The organism is Lacrimispora brassicae, assembly GCF_054772055.1.
In genome coordinates this window covers 92,762-114,596 of sequence record NZ_BRYH01000028.1, presented here as the reverse complement: position 1 = coordinate 114,596, position 21,835 = coordinate 92,762, and the positions used below count along the sequence as shown (strand labels likewise).

At 47.0% G+C, this 21,835-nt stretch carries 20 protein-coding genes, 1 rRNA gene, 1 other RNA gene and 1 pseudogene; 6 read left to right on the top strand and 17 right to left on the bottom strand.

Features of this window, described 5'->3' with window-relative positions:
• From ACYVD3_RS15080 to tadA, 10 genes are all read right to left on the bottom strand, one after another.
• Positions 1–72: ribosomal RNA gene (locus tag ACYVD3_RS15080) — 16S ribosomal RNA — on the bottom strand; the annotation flags it as partial.
• 681 nt (positions 73–753) lie between these two features.
• Positions 754–1,488, bottom strand: coding sequence for a CvpA family protein (locus ACYVD3_RS15075; RefSeq protein ID WP_460643308.1), 735 nt, complete (start codon positions 1,486–1,488; stop codon positions 754–756).
• 80 nt (positions 1,489–1,568) lie between these two features.
• Complete coding sequence (locus ACYVD3_RS15070; protein WP_460643307.1) at positions 1,569–2,402, bottom strand: Cof-type HAD-IIB family hydrolase; 834 nt, start codon at positions 2,400–2,402, stop codon at positions 1,569–1,571.
• Positions 2,403–2,417: 15 nt separating this feature from the next.
• Positions 2,418–4,718, bottom strand: a complete 2,301-nt coding sequence (locus ACYVD3_RS15065) for a tetratricopeptide repeat protein (protein WP_460643306.1) — start codon at positions 4,716–4,718, stop codon at positions 2,418–2,420.
• Positions 4,719–4,830: 112 nt separating this feature from the next.
• Positions 4,831–5,427 carry a recombination mediator RecR gene (gene recR, locus ACYVD3_RS15060; RefSeq protein ID WP_460643305.1) on the bottom strand — a complete coding sequence of 199 codons (597 nt, stop codon included), beginning with the start codon at positions 5,425–5,427 and terminating at the stop codon, positions 4,831–4,833.
• Between the two features lie 2 nt (positions 5,428–5,429).
• Positions 5,430–5,783, bottom strand: coding sequence for a YbaB/EbfC family nucleoid-associated protein (locus ACYVD3_RS15055; protein ID WP_460643304.1), 354 nt, complete (start codon positions 5,781–5,783; stop codon positions 5,430–5,432).
• A 30-nt stretch (positions 5,784–5,813) separates the two neighbouring features.
• Positions 5,814–7,409, bottom strand: a complete 1,596-nt coding sequence (dnaX, locus tag ACYVD3_RS15050) for a DNA polymerase III subunit gamma/tau (RefSeq protein WP_460643303.1) — start codon at positions 7,407–7,409, stop codon at positions 5,814–5,816.
• A 13-nt stretch (positions 7,410–7,422) separates the two neighbouring features.
• Positions 7,423–8,499, bottom strand: a complete 1,077-nt coding sequence (locus ACYVD3_RS15045) for a 6-phosphofructokinase (protein WP_460643302.1) — start codon at positions 8,497–8,499, stop codon at positions 7,423–7,425.
• A gap of 213 nt (positions 8,500–8,712) precedes the next feature.
• Positions 8,713–8,974, bottom strand: an RNA gene (gene ffs, locus ACYVD3_RS15040) — signal recognition particle sRNA large type.
• 60 nt (positions 8,975–9,034) lie between these two features.
• On the bottom strand, positions 9,035–9,529 hold the full coding sequence (gene tadA / locus ACYVD3_RS15035; RefSeq protein ID WP_460643301.1) for a tRNA adenosine(34) deaminase TadA: 495 nt from the start codon (positions 9,527–9,529) through the stop codon (positions 9,035–9,037).
• A 123-nt stretch (positions 9,530–9,652) separates the two neighbouring features.
• Here tadA and ACYVD3_RS15030 point away from each other — a divergent pair, with 123 nt between their 5' ends.
• The gene (locus ACYVD3_RS15030) at positions 9,653–10,348 is read left to right on the top strand and encodes an anaerobic ribonucleoside-triphosphate reductase activating protein (RefSeq protein WP_460643300.1); all 696 of its coding nucleotides are present in this window, start codon (positions 9,653–9,655) and stop codon (positions 10,346–10,348) included.
• Positions 10,349–10,375: 27 nt separating this feature from the next.
• Here ACYVD3_RS15030 and ACYVD3_RS15025 read toward each other — a convergent pair.
• Positions 10,376–10,804, bottom strand: a pseudogene (locus tag ACYVD3_RS15025) (DUF6128 domain-containing protein); the annotation flags it as partial.
• Between the two features lie 1,290 nt (positions 10,805–12,094).
• Here ACYVD3_RS15025 and nagB point away from each other — a divergent pair.
• The 4 genes from nagB to ACYVD3_RS15005 all read left to right on the top strand — a co-directional run bounded on the left by nagB (position 12,095) and on the right by ACYVD3_RS15005 (position 14,540).
• A complete protein-coding gene (gene nagB, locus ACYVD3_RS15020; protein WP_460643299.1) occupies positions 12,095–12,829 on the top strand; it encodes a glucosamine-6-phosphate deaminase in 735 nt (244 codons plus the stop codon).
• Positions 12,830–13,096: 267 nt separating this feature from the next.
• The gene (locus tag ACYVD3_RS15015; protein ID WP_460643298.1) at positions 13,097–13,501 is read left to right on the top strand and encodes a bacteriohemerythrin; all 405 of its coding nucleotides are present in this window, start codon (positions 13,097–13,099) and stop codon (positions 13,499–13,501) included.
• A gap of 33 nt (positions 13,502–13,534) precedes the next feature.
• A complete protein-coding gene (locus ACYVD3_RS15010; RefSeq protein WP_460643297.1) occupies positions 13,535–13,954 on the top strand; it encodes an HIT family protein in 420 nt (139 codons plus the stop codon).
• Between the two features lie 34 nt (positions 13,955–13,988).
• On the top strand, positions 13,989–14,540 hold the full coding sequence (locus tag ACYVD3_RS15005) for a TIGR01440 family protein (protein ID WP_460643296.1): 552 nt from the start codon (positions 13,989–13,991) through the stop codon (positions 14,538–14,540).
• 159 nt (positions 14,541–14,699) lie between these two features.
• Here ACYVD3_RS15005 and ACYVD3_RS15000 read toward each other — a convergent pair whose 3' ends face one another.
• Both ACYVD3_RS15000 and ACYVD3_RS14995 read right to left on the bottom strand, forming a co-directional pair.
• Entirely contained in the window at positions 14,700–16,373 is a 1,674-nt protein-coding gene (locus tag ACYVD3_RS15000) for a peptide ABC transporter substrate-binding protein (RefSeq protein ID WP_460643295.1), read from the bottom strand.
• Positions 16,374–16,579: 206 nt separating this feature from the next.
• Positions 16,580–18,307, bottom strand: a complete 1,728-nt coding sequence (locus tag ACYVD3_RS14995; protein ID WP_460643294.1) for an oleate hydratase — start codon at positions 18,305–18,307, stop codon at positions 16,580–16,582.
• Between the two features lie 218 nt (positions 18,308–18,525).
• On the opposite strand from ACYVD3_RS14995, the gene ACYVD3_RS14990 reads away from it, so the two are divergent.
• Entirely contained in the window at positions 18,526–18,759 is a 234-nt protein-coding gene (locus ACYVD3_RS14990) for a hypothetical protein (RefSeq protein WP_460643293.1), read from the top strand.
• Here the strand turns inward: ACYVD3_RS14990 and dhaS are convergent.
• The 4 genes from dhaS to ACYVD3_RS14970 are packed head-to-tail and all read right to left on the bottom strand — an operon-like array spanning position 18,756 to position 21,807.
• On the bottom strand, positions 18,756–19,319 hold the full coding sequence (gene dhaS, locus ACYVD3_RS14985) for a dihydroxyacetone kinase transcriptional activator DhaS (protein ID WP_460643292.1): 564 nt from the start codon (positions 19,317–19,319) through the stop codon (positions 18,756–18,758). The genes ACYVD3_RS14990 and dhaS overlap by 4 nt on opposite strands.
• A 16-nt stretch (positions 19,320–19,335) precedes the next feature.
• Positions 19,336–20,205 (bottom strand): 16S rRNA (adenine(1518)-N(6)/adenine(1519)-N(6))-dimethyltransferase RsmA, encoded by an 870-nt coding sequence (gene rsmA, locus ACYVD3_RS14980; protein WP_460643291.1) that lies wholly within the window; start codon positions 20,203–20,205, stop codon positions 19,336–19,338.
• Positions 20,206–20,236: 31 nt separating this feature from the next.
• On the bottom strand, positions 20,237–21,001 hold the full coding sequence (locus ACYVD3_RS14975) for a TatD family hydrolase (RefSeq protein WP_460643290.1): 765 nt from the start codon (positions 20,999–21,001) through the stop codon (positions 20,237–20,239).
• Between the two features lie 50 nt (positions 21,002–21,051).
• Entirely contained in the window at positions 21,052–21,807 is a 756-nt protein-coding gene (locus ACYVD3_RS14970; RefSeq protein WP_460643289.1) for a TraX family protein, read from the bottom strand.
• Between the last annotated feature and the right edge of the window lie 28 nt (positions 21,808–21,835).

Genomic DNA, 21,835 nt, shown 5'->3' with positions numbered 1-21,835 from the left:
GCTTCGCTCGACTTGCATGTGTTAAGCACGCCGCCAGCGTTCATCCTGAGCCAGGATCGAACTCTCAAATTTAAGCATACAGTCTTTGAAAGCGGTCGGTGATTGGTGAAAAAGTCTGTTGAAAGCGAGCTTTCATAAGGACTTTTTTGCAAATCTCCGAACATTTGCGAAGCAAATGGTAGCGAATGAAGCAAAGCTTCATGAGCGTACCGCTTGGACTTGCCATTCGGTTCAATCCGGGGTCAAAATCAACTAACTAGCTAATTTTTTTCCCGTTTTACTTGTTGTTTGGTTCGTATACAATTGCTTGTATTTGTTCTGAATTGTTCTCATTCAAAGCCATCAAACATGGCTTATTTTATTAGAATTTTCAGGGTTTTACATACTGTTCAATCTTCTGTTTTCAAAGTGCTGTTGTGTTGCTGTCTTCTTTATCGGCAACTCACTTACTATATCATGTAGCCGCTTTTTTGTCAACAACTTTTTTATTTTATTCAATCTGTTTTAATTGATTGCCCTTGCGCTCTGTCTCGCACCGGGTCTTTAATATAACATGTCCATATAATCTTGTCAAGGGAATTTGTGCCATTAACTCGAACAATTTTTCCAATGATTTCATTACCACTATATATAAGTACGCTTCTTGAATTTCGCTATATCTAGTGGTGGCTAGAACGATCTGCAAACAGAGGTAATCATACCTTTGCTTGCAGATTTGTTCTAATTGAATATATGATAGCCACAACTTCCTTCTTATATAAAGCCCCGCAATACCCCTAAAACCATCAGATTCAGGAAATTATGGCTGTATAAAAAGGACAGCCATTTACTGGCTTCAATCTGCCGGGTCAATACAAGGCCCCACTCCGTTCCGGAGAAAGCGGTGACTAGCAGACAGGTGATCCATAGAAATACCAGTCCCTCCAGGCCTCCCAGCAGGGCGCCTGCTATTTTATTGATCCCTGATAGAATGGGGAGCCTGGCAATGATATCCAGCCACCTCATGACCAACCTTGAAAACAGGTAGATCCCGGCAAACAGCAGGACAAATCCTGCAGAATTAAGGATCACATCAGCCAGATAGCTTCCAATGTAGTCTGTAAAGGCCTGAACTCCCAGCATCTGATACACTTCGCTGTTGTTATTTTCAATGAGAGCATTTTTAACATTTTGGGGGAGCTTAAGGCTTTCAATCACCGTGCGCTGGGCAGAAGGCGCTTCCAAGACTTCTCCGGAAGGGCTTTCTTCCGGCTCCAGGCCCATGGATTTTTTCATGTTATCTGAAATGGTCTGTTGAAGACCCGTATTTTCTTTTAAAAACCCTGTTACAGTGGGTAAAGAGACCCGGACAACGGTCAGAGATAAGACCACCGCCAGCATTGATACCACCAGCCGGATAAATCCTCTGTAATGGCCATAAAGGACCATTCCTAAAAGATAGATTCCGGCCACCACAGATAACCAGTTTTCCATATACAGCTTCGTCATAATTTGTCTCCTAATGAATCAACTGGATATGCAAGCATATCCAGTTGATTCACAAACTCAAGGTTTAAAAATATTTTCTTTCAACCTTCTGCTCCGAATATCAATCGGTTAATGGCGGAGGCCACTCCGTCTTCATCATTGGTATCCGTTATATAATCGGCAGCCGCAAGGAGTTCCTTGCTTCCATTTTTCATGGCCACTCCGATTCCAGCCTTTTGGATCATGGAAAAATCGTTTTCTCCATCCCCTATGGCCATGGTTTGCTTTTCACTGATCCCCAAATGGGAAGCCAGTCTCAGGATCGCCTCTCCTTTTGTCGCACCGAATGCATTGATCTCCAGATTGTTGGGAATAGAAGAAGTGATCAAAACATCTCCTCTCTTCTCCAATTCAGCTCTTAGTCTGTCCCGCTCTTCCATATCAGGGAAGAACAGGTTGATCTTCTCCACAGGCTTACGGCTCTTTTCCACGAATTCTATAATGTTGGGATGGACATCCCTGGTCTGATAGACCATTTCCTGTAATTCGGACGTCAGGCCATAATCTGATAAATGTTCATAAAAACGAGGCTCCGTGATCCCGCGCCTGTCTATGTAAGGATCGTACATGACACGGTAGGAATCCACCATGCGCAAAAGTTCCAGAGCATGCTCCCAGGATAACATCTGGGTGTCAATCACTCTCTGTTCTTCCATATCTTCAACGACCGCCCCATTGGTGGTAATCGCGTAACGGATCCCGGAGATATCTTTTACTTCTGCAGGTATCCCATGTACTGTCCGTCCTGTGCACGGAACCACCCAGATCCCTTTTTGAACACATTGGATCAGTGCTTGCCGGTTGGCAGGGGAGAGACGCTTTTTGCTGTCTAACAGAGTTCCATCTAAATCAAGTGCAATAAGTCTAATATCCACCTTTAATACCTCAACTTAATAAATAAAATGTTCCTCTTTTAAAACAAGAAGGCCGTCTTTATCATATTTTGTAGAAAACAAACCTTTGATCCGTTTTCCAAGGGAAGGCTTTTCCGCACGGTCAGCCGCTTCTTCGATCAGGCTTTCCGCATTGGCCCTGTTAAGAGGAAGGCCATCTTCTTCCAGAATCTCGATTCTTTCGTACAGTGCCAGCATGCTTTTTCCGGTAATGCTGCAGTCGATCTCATTGGCATAGCGGCAGGCATACTGGGCGAATTCGTCAATATCCATTTCTTCTCCCTGAAAACCAGGGCCTTCCTCGTCCCGGACAGACGGGCGTAATTCTTCTTCCTCTTCTTCATAGAAACCATCGTCTTCACAGACACTGTCTTCCCCGTAATGATTCTCCTGCCGGGAATCCTGCTCATAATGATACTCCTGGCTTTCGTAATCTCCATAGGATTCTTCTCTTATATCTTCTTTTACCACAGGGGTGAAAGGTTTGTAGGCCGGCGCCTTAGGGGCCTTAACCGGTCTTTCCTCCCCCAGGACTTCTCTTACAAAGAAAACCGGTTCTCCTTCTCCGCTTCCGATGCACTCAAATTTGCTTGCCAGTACAGGATGCTCCCGGTGGAGTGTTTCCATTTGCTTGGGATTATCAATGAGAACTACGATCATTCCGCTGGTATCCCGGTCCATCAATTCATTCAAATCTGCCAGCGCTTCCCGGGTTAGATCTCCGGCTTCCTCAATGATCAGGTCCTTTCCCGCCAACTTTTCCGCAGAGGCCAATACTCCCCGCTTAGACAGCTTGGAACCGGTAATTTTTGCTACCGGATTCTTTACGCCGCTTTCATTGTGAATCTGTTTTAAGGCTTCTACAGCCATCTGAAGTCCTTTTTCCTGAGTCTTTGCCTCTATCATAAGATGGTTTTGAACCGGCGTCTCCTCCGACTCCACTTCTTCATACAGGTCTTCAAACTCCAGGCTATCCTCACTGTCAAAATTCTTAAAGTTCTGATTCCAGACCGGGGTGTCCTCCTCTTCCAAGGATGGAGTTAGGGATGCATAAGGCGGCTCTAACGCCCCTTCTGGCTCATAATAGGATTCATCCGGCTGGTCATATTCATTTTCATCATAGTCGTAATCAGCCTCCGGCTCATTACCGGATTCCTGAAAGTTCTCGGATGTGGCGGCGAACTGCAGTCCGGAATCATCAGGTTCTGCATTTTCCATGACATAACCGTCATATTCCATTTCTTCGTCATAATGTCCTTCAATAGAAGATTCTTCCATTCCAGGGCCTTCCGGCTCTTCTTCCTCAAAAACAGGCTCCGGATGATAGGGAAGAGACTCTCCATTCTCGGACGCATAAATGCCTCTGGATCTTGGTATGTCAGTCACGGCACGGCCCACTCTTCGGATATCCTCCAGCACTCTTGTGTGTTCCAGCCTGGACTCTTCCTGGATTATGGGTTCTTCATAGGAGATTTTGGACATTTCCCTGGCCAGCCTTTCCTGGACCGCGGCATCCTGAAGCCTTGCTTCCAGATTCTCTTCCACAGGATTCTCTCCAAATGACATGGCCGGTTCCCCGACAGTCTCCGGTTCTTCTTCATAATATTCTTCTGCCGGCTCCGGCTCTGGAACCGGCCTTCTTCCGGCGCTATACTCCTGCTCAACCGCCCGCAGCTTGGCTTCGTATTTGTCCCGGTTCTCCACCAGATCCACCTGGTAGTTGGTAAGGGGTGCATACTGTATTTTTAAATCCATGGCCTTGTCCACATATTTTCCAAGGCCAAACATCAGCATGATCCGGTCGCAGGTCTCCACGCAGCGGTCAGGAACGCCTGCAAGGCTGTACAGCTCAGCCAGCTCATACAGCCATTTTTCATCCAGTTCCACGCTGGTATAGGATTCCAGGGAATGGATAAGCTGCTGGGCCGGAGCTCCTTTTGCTTTTAAGATCATATAGCGAAGCAACTGCTGTCTGGGATCGTCGGAGGCCAAGTCGCCAAATTCCTTATAGTAGGCTTCTGCCTCTTCGATATTTCCCTCTTTGATCGCCAGCTCTGCCAGCTTATAAAGAAGACGTTTCCCAATAGGGGCACGTTCAAAAGCCTGGAGAAGGATCTCCTTGGCTTCCTGATAATCCTCACTTTTCTCATAAACCATGGCAACCATGGAAAGCAAATTGGTGTTGCGGACTCTCTTCCAGTCTATTGTGTCGGCTATCTTCATAGCCGTCTCATAGTCGTTTTTGCCGACCAGTTTTTTAATCTGTTCAACCTTTATATTAAACTCGTACTTATCCATTATTTGTCTCCTAATGAATCAAGTGGATATGCGTGCATATCCCGCTGATTCATAAACTCAAGGTTGAAAGATGTTTTTCTTTCAACCTGCATCTCCTGACAAGGCAAATGAGCTACAGTTCCACCCGGCCTTCCAGGGCCCGTAACAATGTCACCTCATCTATGTACTCTAAGTCTCCTCCAACGGGAACTCCGCTGGCTATACGGGTAACCCTGATCCCTGTGGGCTTGATCAGCTTGCTGATATACATGGCTGTCGTCTCTCCCTCAAGGCTGGAATTGGTGGCAATGATCACCTCATCCACATCTCCTTGCAGCCTCTGCATCAGTTCCTTCAGCTTTATGTCACCAGGTCCTATTCCCAGCATAGGGGAGATAGCCCCATGCAGGACGTGGTAAACGCCATCGAACTTTCCTGTTTTTTCATAAGCGGCCAAGTCCCTGGTGTCCTCTACTACCATGATCATCTTGTGATTGCGTTTTTCGCTTTGGCAGATAGGACACAGCTCCTGATCCGTCAGGGTAAAACATTCCTTGCAGTAGCGTACATTTCGTTTTGCTTCTGTAATGGATGAAGCAAGGCCCGCCACTTGTTCTTCCGGCATGTTGATGATATGAAACGCCAGGCGCTGTGCGGATTTACTGCCAATGCCCGGAAGCCTGGACAGCTCTTCAATTAATCTGGTTATCTGACTGCTGTAGTAATTCATAATCAGAACGGAAAGCCTCCGCCTAATCCGCCAAGACCGCCAGTGAGCTTAGCCATGGCAGAGCTGTTGTCCTCTTCCATCTGGCGGAACGCTTCATTGGTAGCAGCCATAATTAAATCTTCCAGCATTTCTATGTCATCCGGATCCACAACTTCCTTGGATAATTTAACCCCAGTCACTTCTTTTTTGCCTGAAACTGTGACTGACACGGCTCCCCCGCCTGCTGCAGCCGTATATTCCTTTTCCTCCAGCTCCTTTGTTGTTTCTTCCATCTGACGCTGCATTTTCTGGGCCTGCTTCATTAAATTGTTCATATTACCAGGCATTGCGCCTGGAAAACCGCCACGTTTTGCCATGGTGTGTATCCTCCTGCTATTTTTATAATTTTAATCTTCCATTGTTATATCCATTAAAATATTGGCTTGTAACTCTTCATCGCTGACGTAAATGGTATCAGACCGTTCTCCTCCGCCCCGAAGCCTTGTCTTAAAGGTTATGGACTTTTGGTAATGGTCTTCCACATACCGTTCAACCTCTGCAACGGTTGCCTCCCTGCTTCCGATCATGTAATTGCTCTGATCGGAAAAGACAATGCAAAGACAGCTCTCTCCGGCAGGCTCTACCACCGTATCCCGGAAACTGGCCCGGATAGGTCCTCCCAGCTCCCGTATGATCTTCCCCCATTCGCCCCGGATCAGATTTAGATCCTCTAACTGGCCCTTGGGAAGCGCCACCCGCTCTGCAGGGGTTAATTCGTGGACAGGGGCATTACTGCCGTCTTTTCCTTCCGCCGCTTTTAAGCTGTCCGGGGAAGTATTTACCACGATACCGCTTTCCAACTGCTTTTCAATATTGCTGATCCGCTGAAGTATGGAATCTAAATTCTGTTCCATCTGAGGGCGGGTCAGCTTGATCAGGGCGACCTCAATGAGGATTCGTTTCTGGAAAGCATAGCGAAGCTGATTGGACAGATCCGAAAACACCCGGATATACCGTAAAAGCGTCTCGTTATCCGTACGATCGCTGTCCTCTTTTAAAAGGTTCTGGTTCTCCGTTGACATATCCAGAAGATTTTCTCCATTGTCCACGGATTTTAATATTAAAAGGTTTCTTAAATACCAGATAAAATCAATGACAAACTGGCCCAGCTCCCGCCCCTGGATCACCATCTCTTCCAGACAGATGATGCAGTCTTTTGTCCGGTTTTCCACAATTGCCCGGAACATGGTTCCAAACACGGTGATGTCCACGGCTCCCAGCACATCCAAAACATTATCATAGGTAAGAAGCTCCCCGTAATGAAAGGCAATGCACTGGTCTAAAAGGCTTAAGGCATCACGCAGTGCGCCGTCAGCGGCTTTGGCAATATAGGCAAGGGCCCGGTCTTCCACCTGGATCTGTTCTGCGGCTGTCAGTTCTTTTAAATGCTCTACAATGGTCTCCACCGTAATGCGCTTAAAATCATACCGCTGACACCGGGACAGAACCGTTACCGGAATCTTCTGGACTTCCGTGGTAGCCAGAATAAATATCACATAGGATGGGGGTTCTTCCAGCGTCTTTAACAGGGCATTAAATGCTCCTGTGGAAAGCATATGAACCTCATCGATGATGTAAACCCGGTATTTGCCTTCTGTGGGGGGATACTGGACTTCATCCCTTATCTCCCTGATATTTTCTACGCCATTGTTCGAAGCAGCGTCGATTTCCACCACATTAAGAGAAGCGCCGGCTGCGATGTTCTTACAGGTCCGGCATTCCCCGCAGGGACTTCCGTCTGCCGGGTGTTCACAGTTGACTGCCTTGGCAAATATCTTGGCAATACTGGTCTTACCGGTTCCTCTTGTGCCGCAAAACAGATACGCATGTCCGACACGCCCGGCTACTATCTGGTTTTTCAGTGTCTGTACGATATGGTCCTGGCCCTTTACATCCGAAAAGGAAGAAGGGCGCCATTTCCGATACAATGCCGTATATGACATGCTTGTAGACTCCTTATTCGTCGCCGAAGCTGATACCTATCATCTTGGCTTCCTTAACAATAGAGTTTTTCGGATCGACGGTTTTTAATTTTCCGGCTACATCGGCTAAGGGTGTCTTAACAATCTCATTGTTATCCACCGCCACCATATATCCGTATTCTTTGTTATTTATAAGCTTTGCTGCTTCTGCTCCAAGGCGGGTGGAAAGCACTCTGTCGTAGGGGCATGGATCGCCGCCCCTCTGCATATGGCCTGGTACGGTAACCCGCACTTCCTGTCCGGTGCGCTCCGTGATCTGAGCCCCGATCTCATATGCCACAGAAGGATAAACCACGGCCTTCTTCTTTTCCTTTAATTCCTTCTTCGTCAGGCAGGCATCTTCCTTGGAAATTGCCCCTTCCGCCACAGCAAGAATAGAAAACTTTTTGCCGTTTTTGGTCCTGGTTTTTAATGCTTCCACTACGATACCCAGATCATAGGGGATCTCCGGAAGCAGGATAATGTCAGCCCCGCCTGCAATCCCTGCATACAGGGTGAGCCAGCCTACCTTGTGTCCCATGACTTCCACAATGAAGACTCGTCCATGAGAAGCCGCTGTTGTGTGGATGCAGTCAATGGCATTGGTGGCCACATTGATGGCGCTCTGGAAACCAAAGGTAGTATCGGTTCCCCACAAATCATTGTCAATGGTCTTGGGAAGGGATACCACATTCAGCCCTTCCTCCCGAAGGAGATTGGCCGTTTTCTGACTCCCATTGCCGCCTAACACCACCAGGCATTCCAGTTTCAGCTTTCTATAGGTATGCTTCATAGCTTCCACCTTGTCAAGACCGTTCTCATCAGGCGTCCGCATCAGTTTAAACGGCTGTCTGGAGGTGCCGAGAATGGTCCCGCCCGTTGTCAGGATTCCGGAAAAGTCTTCCGGCTTCATCACACGGTAGTTCGCATAAATCAGCCCTTTGTAACCATCCTCAAATCCAACAATCTCCACATCATCGGACAGCCGGTACAGTGCCTTTGCCACGCCGCGCATGGTTGCATTCAGGCTCTGGCAGTCGCCTCCGCTTGTAAGCATTCCAATTCTTATCATGAAAGCACACCTCTTTTTGATTAGATTTGTCATTGGGAAATAGGTAGTATTATACCCATTTTATAATTATAATACAAAGGGGAATGCGGGGCAAGGGAAAACTTTATTTCATAAGAAACGTAAGAAAATATTAAAAATGGGAATTGCAGATTGCAAAAGACACCGCAAAGCAGTTCCCTGCTCTCCGGCGTCTGAAAATTCTTTATATTTAATCCGTGCGTCTCACTTTGAACCGCTATCACAGGCGTTACCCTGACAGTTAACTCGGTCCAGGCACCCTCACGGCACACAGAAGGTTCCACTTAGTGCTGCTGCATTCCTGCCCTGACACGGTTCATGAAGATCTGTTGCGTAAGACCCAAACGTCATCGCCACTTATCAGGGGCAGCCCTACAATAGACAGCCCTGGGTGAGACATCACCCCTGCTAGAGCGGATTGCAGGTACAGGGCACCGCTATCTCCCCGGCTGCACGGAAACTTTATGACATATTTTTGTTTAATCGCACCTTAGTATACATGGAAAACAGCGGGTTGTCAAGAAGTTCCGGGGGATTTGCTTTCCAGTTTCTTCTTGTTCTTTTCCCTCAGTTCCTTAAAAAAACGCTTCATCATCTGGGAGCACTCCTCTCCCAATACCCCTGTTTCCGTCTCCACCTGATGGTTAAAGCCTTCTTCGTGAAGCATATCAAGCACCGAGCCTGCACAGCCTGCCTTTGCGTTCATGCAGCCCATGACGACTTTGGGGATCCTGGCCTGGACAATGGCTCCGGCGCACATGGGGCAGGGTTCCAGGGTCACGTACATGGTACAGCCTTCAAGCCGCCAGTCCCCAACTTTTCTGCACGCTTTGCGGATGGCGTTGATCTCCGCGTGGGATAAGGCATTTTTATCAATGGTGCGCCGGTTATATCCCCGGGCGATGATCTTATCTTCGAAAACAATGACGCAGCCGATGGGAACCTCACCCATGGCGCCTGCCTTTTCCGCTTGTCTGATTGCTGCCCGCATATATTTTTCATCTACAGTCATATTCGTTCCTCATTGCCTTTTAATATTATTGCCCGTATGTTTTGGGCACAAAGGGATACCATCCTGGCGTTTCCATGTGGTATACTGGCATAGTATATCACGAAACAAAGGAATGGTGAAGGTATGAAAATATGCGGTCTTCAAAAAACAACACTTCTGGACTTTCCCGGTCATGTGGCAGCCACAATATTTCTGGGGGGCTGCAATTTCCGCTGCCCATTCTGCCATAACAGCGGGCTGATAGGCAGTGAGGCAGAGTCTGAATTCAGTGAAGAAGAAATTTTAAGTTTTTTAAGCAAACGAAAAGGGATTTTAGAGGGGGTCTGCATTACAGGAGGGGAACCCACCCTGTCTGAGGATCTGGAATCCTTTATCCAGAAAATACGGGGGCTTGGCTATCTCATCAAGCTGGATACCAACGGCTACCGGCCGGAGGTCTTAAAAAGACTGGCTTTAAACGGGCTTTTGGACTATGTGGCAATGGATATTAAAGCCGGCAGGAATAATTATTCCAAGGCTGCGGGCGTATGGAACATAAAGATAGAGAATATTGAAGAAAGCGCCGCTTTTTTGCTTGAGGGCTCCGTGCCTTTTGAATTCCGCACCACAGCGGTAAAAGGCATCCACAGTCTCCTGGATTTTACGGATATAGGGGAATGGCTGGCAGGCTGCCCCAGTTACTATCTGCAGAACTATGTGGACTCGGACCAGGTCTTATGTCCAGGCTTCCAGTCTTTTTCCCGGGAAGAACTGAATCAATTTTTAAATGTGCTGAAACCGTTTATCCCCAATGCCATGCTCCGGGGCATTGATGATTAATGGGCACACGCCGACAGGGGGCCTGAATCAGCCCCCTAATTTTATATCGGTGTACCAAAATCCAAACCTGCCGTCTTCCATGGGCTGCTCTTTGGACAGCACGAAATTGGGAAAACCAAACATGGAAGCCATATATCGCTCATTGCTGTAATAATGTCCGGGAATCCCCAGAAGGTAACGGGGCATTCCACCTGGGTTCAATAGTTTTGCCAGGATTAAGTAACGGTAATTGTAGTATCCGTGCAGAAGAAAGCTGTTGTTGCCATAAACCCAGGCGTCTCTTGGAAGGAGACCGATGTCCTGGGGCTTGATGGTGAGAATTTCGCAGCCATCCTCATAATCAAATGCCAGAATCCTTGTATGTTCACGTTTCAGTTTCTCCCAGATCATATCATGGGAAGTTGAGTCCTGGTCTTCATTTTGGAGCAGGCGCTCTAATTCATCCGGATTTCCCAGCTCTGGCCGGACCTCCGGATTGCTCCTGTCTTCTTTTATCACAGCATCTGCCCGGTAACAGATGGTATCTTCAACCATATCCTGGCCGCTGCAGGGATACGGTTCACTGAATACAGCTTCCCTCTCCTGGACATCCACTGCTTCCCTGTCCCCCTGCTCTTCCTCCTGCATTTCACTGAGTATGTCTTCCTGTCCTGTAATTTGCCATTCTCCTGTAATCTGCCACTCTTCTGATACCGGTTCTTCCGCAGACTGCAATACCTCCTGTAACGCTTCCGGCATTGGCTCCTCTGCCTGATACCAGTCTTCCTCCTGCTGAGCTTCCATTGATGCAGAAGCTTCAGGCTCTGTATCCGGCTCCACGGCTTCTTCCGGCTGGGCCTCCTCTTTTTCCGCATACAGCAGTTCTTCTTCGCCTGTCTCTGCCTCATCAGACGTGACCTGTTCCATGTCCTCTGATTTGGCATTTACTAATTCTTCCTCATCCGGCAGGACAAAATCTCCGTCTTCCTCACCCGGCCCCTGACTGTTTGCCTCCAGGTTCTCTGTCTGCAAATCTTTTTCTTCCGGCAGTTCCTGCTTTTCAGGAGCGGGAGCAGCCGTCTCTTCCTCCCGGTCTCTGGAGGCTGCCTCCATGGCTCCCTCTTCATGGGAATCACCGGCATGGACATTCTCTTCAAGGTCATCAGACTTTAGGGGGAATTCTTCTTCAATTTCACGTACCGCCCGTTTTATCTGTTCTTCTGAAATAACAGCCTGTTCCTTATCCAAAGCTGCGGAGGCCGTACTTCCAAGATCGACTTCCGCCGCATGGGCAACTGCATCTTCCCAAATGGTCGTGTAGGAACGCCATGTATTTTTCACATCATGGATGGTCAGTCCATAGCATTGATCCATGTTAATTCCGGAGTGTTCTATATCGCTTGCCGATACCACAGTCCTGAATTCGCCTGAACCGCCGCGTATAAAAATATTGCCCAGGAATATTTCCTGGTCTGCGGCTGCTAATAAGTATACTCCAATATCATTGCCGCCCACATATATCCTTTTGACACTGACCGTAATCTTGCACTGGACCCCTCTCGTCTCTATCTTGGCAAATCCGATGTTTTTTCCTTTGACTGCGCCTTCATAGGCATAAATATATGAGATTAGTCTTCGATAATTAGGCATGCCATCACTCCTTTATAATTATTTTATGCAAAATGCCATTGCATCTATGACACAAAAATGATATCCTAGTGAAAAGAATGTAATAAAATTTTTTTAAACGTATGGAGGGATAAAGAAATGAAGCTTTATCGCGCAAAAGACTACAATGATATGAGCCGTAAGGCCGCTAATATTATTTCTGCACAGATCATTATGAAACCAAACTGCGTTTTGGGACTGGCTACAGGTTCCACACCCGTTGGCACTTATAAGCAGTTGGTTGAGTGGTATAACAAAGGAGATCTGGATTTTTCCCAGGTAAAAACCGCGAATCTGGATGAGTACAAAGGACTTACCAGGGAAAGTGATCAGAGTTATTATTATTTTATGCATGAAAATCTGTTCCGCCATGTGAACATAGACAAAGCAAACACCAATATTCCCGATGGAACGGAGACAGACGCCACCAAGGAGGCTGCCCGTTACGAGGACATCATAAGAAGTCTTGGCGGTGTTGATTTACAGCTCTTAGGCCTTGGGCACAATGGCCACATTGGTTTTAACGAGCCTTCTGACATCTTCCCAAAGGATACCCACATTGTGGACCTTCAGGAAAGCACCATAGAAGCCAACAAGCGTTTCTTCGCTTCCATTGATGAGGTTCCCCGCCAGGCCTATACCATGGGAATCGGAACCATAATGAGAGCCAGGAAAATCCTCCTGATCATCAGCGGAGCTGATAAGGCGGACATCCTTCGTGATGTGATCTGCGGTCCGGTCACTTCCCGTGTTCCGGCATCCATTTTACAGCTTCATCCGGACGTTACCATCGTTGCAGACGAAGCAGCTCTTTCTAAAATGGAAAACATCTAAACTCAGCGTTTTACCGTCTGATGCCAAATAGTATGATTGCTTTTGCCCGGTTGCTTTTGCACCGGGCTTTTTTGCACTTTCTCTAGGAAGAATATCTTTTGAGGGGATAAAGCCGGGGTTTCAGCAGAAATTTCAAGGCACCCTGACATGTGCCAGGGCTCTTCCCGGAACGTGTTTTTCCTTAAAACTGCGGGAAAAATAACGGTTGGAATTTGGGGAAAAATGGTGTAGAATGAGTGTAAAATGTAAGATAAGGAGACGGTAAATATGGCATATACATTTACAAAAGATTTGGAAACCGGCAACCAGTTGATTGATTCCGAGCATCGCCAGTTGATCGATGCGGTCAATAACCTCCTTGCCGCCTGCTCTACAGGAAAGGGACGTGCGGAGCTGGCCAATACCACGAAGTTTCTGCAGGATTATACTGCCAGGCATTTCGGCAATGAGGAAAAGCTTCAGCTTCAATATCAGTATCCGGATTATGTAAACCACAAGCGTTACCATGAGGAATTCAAAAAGGTAGTTGCCGGAATCTGCTCCAAGCTGGACAAGGAAGGTCCGTCCATCACCCTTGTGGGAGAAGTCAACAGCGCCATTGCAGGCTGGCTGATCAGCCACATTAAAAGAGAAGATGCGAAGGTAGCTGCCCATATTAAAAGCAGGTCTTAGTCTTTCGAAAAAACCAAAGGAAGGTACATGATTATGAAAGATCCAAATTGCGCATACTGTATGAAGGGAGAGCTTGTAGCAAAATTCGGCTATCCCATCTGCGAAATGGAAACAGGATTTTTGTATTTATTTAAAGAGCAGAGTAAAAAGGGCAGAGTCATTCTGGCTTATAAAGACCATGTCAGCGAGCTGGTGGATATTGAGGCTGAAGAAAGAAATGCCTTTTTTGCCGATGTAGCCAGAGTTTCTAAGGCTGTCCATAAAGTATTTAAACCTGATAAGGTAAATTACGGCGCTTACGGCGATACCGGATGCCACCTTCATATGCACATCGTTCCCAAATATAACGGTGGGGATGAATGGGGAAGTACCTTTGCCATGAACCCGGACAAGGTATATTTAACAGATAAGGAATACGAGGAAATGGCTGCCGCTATCCGGGCAGCATTGTAGAAAGAAACCATATTCATGAAGAGGAGGCCGGATCATGCTGGATGAAATCAGAACACAGGCCGCAATGGCCGCAAAAGAACTGTTGGAAGCTGCACATTTAAATGAGAAGGACTTAGTCGTCATCGGCTGCTCCTCCAGTGAGATCTCCGATCACAGGATCGGTTCCCATTCCAGTGCTGAGATCGGGCAGGCGGTATTTTCCGCCATTTGCGAGGTGTTCCAGGCCCAGGGGATTTACGTTGCCGCCCAGTGCTGCGAGCATTTAAACCGGGCTTTGATCCTGGAAAAAGAAGCGGCAAGGCTCTATGGCTATGAGCCGGTCAATGTAATGCCTCAGCTAAAAGCAGGCGGCTCCCTTGCCACTGCGGCTTACCAGACCTTACAGTGTCCCGTGGCGGTGGAATCCATTAAGGCCCACGCAGGCATTGATATTGGGGATACCTTAATCGGAATGCATTTAAAGGCTGTGGCTGTCCCGGTCCGCATTAAGACCCGGTACATCGGCTCCGCTCATGTGGTCACTGCCCGTACCAGACCGAAATTTATTGGCGGCATCCGTGCCTGCTATGACGATTCCTTAGGTTGAACAGGGGGGTTACTGAACCAGAAAATCCGGAACAACAGTCTGTACATCAACCTAAACCAACAAAAAACGCGCCTTGAACCAGCTTTTACAGCTTGTCAATGCGCGTTTTTTATGTGTATTTTTATAAACGATCTGATAACAGTTCTTTGATCTCAGTCACTATTCCATGGTAGCATGTGTAAAGAACCAGAAGCCGTATGGAGAGTGCCATGTGCCCTTTAATTCAGGCCTCTGCAGGTAGAAATCGCTGGAGTATACAAGCGGTGCAACCGCAGCGTCTTCCATGATCATTTTTTCTGCTTTATGAAGCTTCTCATAATGCTCTGCCTTATCAGCCGTATCACGGGCCTGGTTTAACAGATTATCCACTTCCGGGTTAGAATACTTTCCATCGTTGTTTCCGCTTTCCGTTGTAAATAAGTTCAGCATGTTGGATGGATCGTCATAGTCGTATACCCAGCCTCCGCGGGCGATCTGGAAGTCACCGGCACGGCGGGTCGGTGCAAAGGTAGACCATTCAACAATCTTAATATCCATTCTGACCCCCAGTTCGCTCCAGGCGCTCTGTAAATACTCGGCAACCGGCTTATTGTAACCGGCTTCATTGGTCATATACTCAATTACCGGGAAGCCTTCTCCGTTTGGATAGCCTGCTTCCGCCAGGAGTTCTTTTGCCTTATTAAGATCTTCTTCGTAATTGTTTACATTAAAGTAATCACCGCCGTTGTTCTTTCTGGTGACTTCTTCAAAGGAAGTACCGCCTTCCGCATCGGAAATACCAGGGCCTACAAAGTTGGTAGCCGGTAAAACGGTTCCTGCCATTACGGTACTTGCAACGTACTCCCGGTCAACTGCAAGGGTCAATGCACGGCGTACCAGGGCATTGTCAAAAGGTGCCTTTGTAACGTTGAAAATCGTATAGGAAGTTGCCATACGGGGATCCAGGTGGTAATCCGGCTGCCCCTGAAGGCTTGGGATCTCATCAGTAGGAATCTCCTTGATCATCTGCACCTCTCCGGTCCGGTATGCGCTGTATGCAGCATTGGCATCTTCCATAAGGACAAACTTTAAGGTATTTAAGGTTACAGTAGCTGCATCCCAGTAATTTTCATTCTTAGCAAAGGTAATATGGGAACCTGGTACCCATTCGATCATCTTTAATGGTCCATTGGAAATATAAGTATCAGGGGTTAAGGACCACTGGTCTCCCTTTGCTTCAACTACATCCTTTTTTACAGGAGCCATGCTGGCATGAGTAACAATTTTATCAAAATAAACGCAGGGAGACGCCAGCTCCACTACAAGGGTTTTCTCATCAGATGCGGATACGGCCAGAGCATCAATGTTTCCTGCTGTTGCCTCTTGATATCCTTTTACCATGGAAAGCATGTCTGCTCCATAAGGAGCTGCTGTGGCAGGATCTGCCAGACGCTTCCAGGAATATACGAAATCTTCTGCAGTAAGGTCAGAGCCATCGCTCCATTTTAAACCATCCCGTAAGTGGAAGGTATAGGTAAGTCCGTCGTCGCTTACATCATAGGATTCTGCCTGTCCGGGAATAATATTATTATCCTTATCAAAGGTTAAAAGCGTCTCAAATGCATGCAGAATCATATTGGCTGCATCAATTGACGAATTTAAGGCCGGGTCAATGGTTTCCGGATCAGGGCCGATCTGTACTGCCAGGTCAAGACCTCCTGATGCAGTATTTCCTGCTGCTTCTGTTTTCTGTGTTTCGTTGCCGGCTGTACCGGATTTTCCGGAACCGCCGCATGCTGTCAGGATCATCCCTGAAGCAAGGACTGCCGCTAATACAAGCGCCATTTTCTTCATATCTGTTCCTCCATATCTTCTTTATTCTTACGTCCGTCCTTCGCAGACAACGCAAGTTCTAGCATACCACAGAAAGGTGGTTCTTGCAACGAGGAAAATTTTTACACTTCCTTTATTCTGCGCAGTGTTATCATGATAAAGCAGTAAAGGGCCAGGCATTTCCAGGTAGGGAAATGTCTGGCCCAAGAAGACATTTTTGTCTTTTATCAGCGGTATGAGGTCTGAACTGCTTTCATTAAAACCTTAGGCTCCTTCACATAAGGAGTGACCGGGCAAATCTTTTTATTTACCCCCATCAGGGTGTAAACAGCCATTCTGGCGGCCCGTACCGAATATTCCTCCGTAAATACCATGTCTTCCGGAATCTCTACAAACTGGCTTACCATGGCGAAGTTAGTAGAACCGGCAGGAACCACCTTCGGGCGATCCGTCATTTTACGGGGCTGGAACTGGGCATCCACGTAGGGCATCATACAGGGAATGACATTGACCACATCTGCCAGTATCTCATCCTTACGGTCTTCCATGTGAAGATGATGAAGAAGCTCGATCAGCATCTCTTCTCCCGTGCAGTCCTTCATAGGCTTCTTTACATAATCCCCTTCACGGTCCGTATAAAGCCCATATCCCCAGAAAATTGTCTGGTCCATAGGCTGATTGATGAAATGAGGCTGGGCAGCCACAACAATGCTCATCAGCCAGTTGGAATCCTTAAAGGTCATAAGCGCTCCGCTTCCAGGCACATTGCCGGAGTAATCCTCAATCAGCTTAAGCAGCTTGTTTCCCCGGCTTGTTACAGTAAAGCTTTCCCAGTTGGTCTCATGGACATCCCCAAAGAATGGATATGGATTTCCAAGGCCGTCCTTCTTTGCAGATACCTTGCTCCACAATTCCCCGGATATTGGCCTTAAAACAGGTTCTGGAGCCGGAGTATGGAGATCTCCCAGAGTTGCACTGTCAGTCATGCAGGCATTGGTCATGATGCAGATATCCCCATCCTCAATCTGGATCTGACGTTCTATACCGTTATCCTTTAAGTGAAGGACTTTAGCCGTAATTCCGTCTCCGTCTGCAAAATCAATATCAGTGACCGTACAGTTTTCCGCAAAGACAACTCCCTGCTTTCTTAAGTAGGTTTCCAGGGGACGGATCACGCTGTCATACTGGTTTAAAGGAGTTCTTGTTACCCCTGCCAAAGTCTCGATCCTCGAGAATTCCAGGATCATCCGGCGCATGTAGCGGCGGAATTCAAAAAGGCTGCTCCATTTCTGGAAGGCAAAGGTGGTCTGCCACATATACCAGAAATTCGTGGTAAAGAAATGGGGCATATCTGCAAACCATTCTTCAATGGTCATATCATCCAGTTTTTCTTCCGGAGTGTTCATAAGCCTTAACAAGGCCATGCGTTCATTCTGGGTAAATCCCATGCTCTTCACATCAAGGATGGTTCCATCCTTGTCCACCAGTCTGGCCTTTGCATGGGTGGGATGGGCATGGTCAAAGCTTAAGATCTCCTCAGACACGCTTCTGGCAGGGTTATTTAACGACGGGATGGTACCAAACAGCTCCCAGAAGTTTTCATAGGTCTCTTCATTTAACATACGTCCGCCCCGGCATACAAAGCCTTTTTCCGGAGTCCCGATGCCGTCGTTGCTTCCTCCTAAAATATGCATCCCTTCAAAAATCGTGATCTGCTCACCAGGCATGTTGCAGTCACGTATGAGGTAAGCTGCTCCTGCCATGCTTCCCAGACCGCCGCCTACAAAATATGCTTTTCCTGAAGCCTGGCCGTTTTCCTTTGGCCTCATGGTTTCTTCATTCTTTAAATCCTTCTGCTTTTTGGAATAATCATAGGCCTTTTTTGCGGCCATCCCTGCCGCAGTTGCCGCAGCTCCCCATGCAAGCATTTTTCCGAAATTATTTTTTCCTCTCATATGCAACGCTCCATTCTATGAATTGTCATAACTGATTCGCTTGATACCCTTATATTATCATACTTCATTTTATCCGTCACCATACATGGTTTTTCAGTTGTATAAAAAAACGACATCAGGTCAATGATGTCGGAAAACCAGACAATTTTTCGGTTTTGTCTATAGGTTTTTTTCTTTTCTTCTCTTAAAATAAATATAGTTAAAAAGGAGGGCTTTTTATGTCAGCCACCATACACAACCACATCCGGGAGTCCGTCCTGAAAACGGCGCTTCTTCATCAGTTAAGGAAGGGGCAGAAATCACCGGAGCGGACCGCCAGGAACTTAGAAGAGCTGCTGCAAAGGTTCAGCCCAATATCAGCAGAGCTGTTTTCCTATTCTGATCTGGTTGCTCTTATAAAAAACTGTTCCTGGGAAGAATGCCTGGATATCATCATGCATAAGCTTTCTTAAAGCTCTGCCTGGCTTCGGAGGTAAGCGATCCGCTCCGCAGCCCTGGCCAGGCTTTTTAAACGTTCCGCCACCAGCCGCGGCTCCGTTCTCATTCCCTTTTCTACCCAGTCAACGATGATCCCGCAGATACCGTATGCAAAAAATTCCGCGTCAAAATCTCTTTCCTCTTTGGTGAGCTTCTTCTTTTCATCCAGTTTTATAATCGCTTCAGAAAACAGGGCCTTTGCCATCTCAAACAAATAGCTTTCAAAGGTATGCTCCTGATCTTTTATGGTATTCATATAAAAGTTTTTTTCTTCCTTCATATTTTGAAGCAGTTCATAAATCTTCTGATCCCAGTTTTCTAAGGTAATGTCATCTGCTATTTTAGCAAAATTCTCATTGTAATAGATCCAGCTTAAAAGCTCATATTTGTCCTGAAAATGATAATAAAAGGTCTGCCGGTTTAACCCCCATACGGACGTAATATTGGATATGGATATTTTATCAAAGGGTTTTTCTTTGCATACCTGCTTTAAGGCCTCCGCTATTGCGCGTTTTGTGATCAGCGAATCCGACATAGGACCTCCTGTTCCATTACATTTTCATTTTTGAAAAATAGTTGCTTAAGGAAGCAAACTGCTCCAAAGTCAACGCCTCTCCCCGTATGGATGGTCCAAGGCCCAGGCTTTCAACTGCTTCGGCAATCTGTTCCTTTGTATAGGGGATTTCCGGGGAATTGTTTAAGCCGTTTTGAAGGGTCTTTCTTCTCTGGTTAAAGGAAGCACGGATCAGCCGGAACATAAGTCCTGCATCCTCTGCCTTTACGGTCGGCTCCTTGTGACGGGTGAGGCGGATCACCGCAGACCCTACGTTAGGACGGGGCATAAAGCAGTTGGGAGGAACATTTGCTACAATATAAGGCTTTGCATAATACTGGACGGCAAGGGAAAGGGCGCCATAATCCTTGGAACCAGGCCCTACCTGCATGCGGTCTGCCACCTCCTTCTGGACCATGACCGTAATATTGTCAATGGGCACCTTGTTTTCAAAAAGCCCCATAACGATAGGGGTGGTAATATAATACGGAAGGTTTGCCACTACCTTAAGGGGGCGTCCGCCGTTATACTGTTCTGCTATCTGATTGATATCCACCTTGAGGATATCATTATGAATGACCGTCACATTCTCATAGTCCCCCAGGGTCTCTTTGAGAATGGGAATTAATTTGGAATCGATCTCCACTGCCACCACATGCCCGGCATTTTCAGCCAGGTGCTGGGTCATGGTGCCGATTCCCGGCCCGATTTCCAGAACGCAGTCATCCTTTGTTACACCTGATGCAGCTATGATTTTATCCAATACATGGGTGTCTATTAAAAAATTCTGTCCGAACTTCTTCTGGAATGTGAATTCATATTTCCGAATGATCTCTATGGTCTTTTGGGGATTTCCCAGTGTTGCCATGCCTGTCCTCCGTTTTCTTTTATGGCTGTTCCTAAAGCCTGTATAGCCTTTTGGCATTCTGATTGGTGATTTCAATGACCGCTTCTTCCTCAATCCCCTTGATGGCACTGATTTCCTGTACCACATAAGGAAGATATAAGGAGGAATTGCGCTTTCCCCTGTTTGGCGCCGGCGCCAGGTAAGGGCAGTCTGTTTCCAGGACCAGTTGTTCCATGGGCATGTACTCCACCACTTCCTTAAGCTTTTTGGCGTTCTTAAAGGTGAGGACGCCTCCGATCCCCAGATAATACCCCATATTCAAGTATTCCCTGGCAATCTCCTTTCCATAGGAAAAGCAGTGGATCACTCCTCCAATGTCCTTTCCCCCTTCTGCCTTCATGATATCCAGGGTATCCTTTGCCGCATCCCTGCTGTGAATGACAACAGGAAGCTTTACTTCCTTTGCCAGTCCAAGCTGGCGGATAAACCACACCTTCTGGGTTTCATGGTCCGGTTCGTCCCAGTAATAGTCAAGGCCGATCTCGCCGATTGCCACGATCTTTTTATGGGAAGACTGTTCCTTCAGCCAGTTTAAGTCTTCATCCTTCAGTTCCCCTGTTTCATTGGGGTGAACGCCGATGGCTCCATATATATAAGGATATTTCTCTGCCAGCTCCAGAGTTTGTCTGGAGGTCTTCATGCTGGCACCAACATTGGTGACAGCCTCAATTCCATGGGCAAAAAGGCTTGCCAGCAGTTCCTCCCTGTCTTCATCAAAAGCCTCATCATCATAATGGGCGTGTGTATCAAAAATCATAGGAATCTCCTTTAAAAAACAGGCCCCTTCCAGTCATGAGGGTGCCTTTCTTACTTCATGATAAGCAAACGCAGGATATAGAGCAAAATTAAGTGAGCAGGATAAAACCAGTAAAAAAAGTATTTTAAATTCCATTTCCCTCTGGTTCCGTTGTACATGCGGATGGGGATAAAGGCCAGAATGGCAGCCCCAAAGCAGCTAAGGCTTTCATAGGCAGCCAGTATTCCTGCAAATATCGTCTGCATTTTTTTATTTTTATAAAAAACATAAAAAAGCAAGATCATGGCAATCCCTATGATATCATAATCACATTTCAAAAAAACAGCCGCGCCGCATCCGGCCAAAAACACCAGGGTCCGCCTGACTGGGTCCCCTATTACCTTTTCATACCAGTAAAGGACGCAAATGCCGATGAACAGAGTGAAATACACATTCTGATAGCCTGGGTAAAACCACTTGCCAAAGAGAGCCAGGTCAAAGGGGATCTCGGAAATAAGAGCGAACAAAAGAAGCCTGCCTCCATACTTCTTAATATCCCTGGTATGGAAAAAACCTTCTACCAGCAGAAAGCAGAAGATGGGAAATGCAACCCTCCCAATGGTGCGGAGCGCCAGGTCGATGGCGGACCACATGTTTCCTCCCGGCATAGTGAGAGTCTCATAGGATGGATTGCCATCCTGGTATTTTAAAATGCCGTTTTCAATGACGGCCACGCCGATGTGGTCTATGAGCATGGTAACAATAGCGATCATCTTTAAGGTGTTTCCTGTTATTCCTTTTGTACGGGCACTTTTTGACTCCATCATGGAATCCTCCTCTTTAAAACGGCAGGGC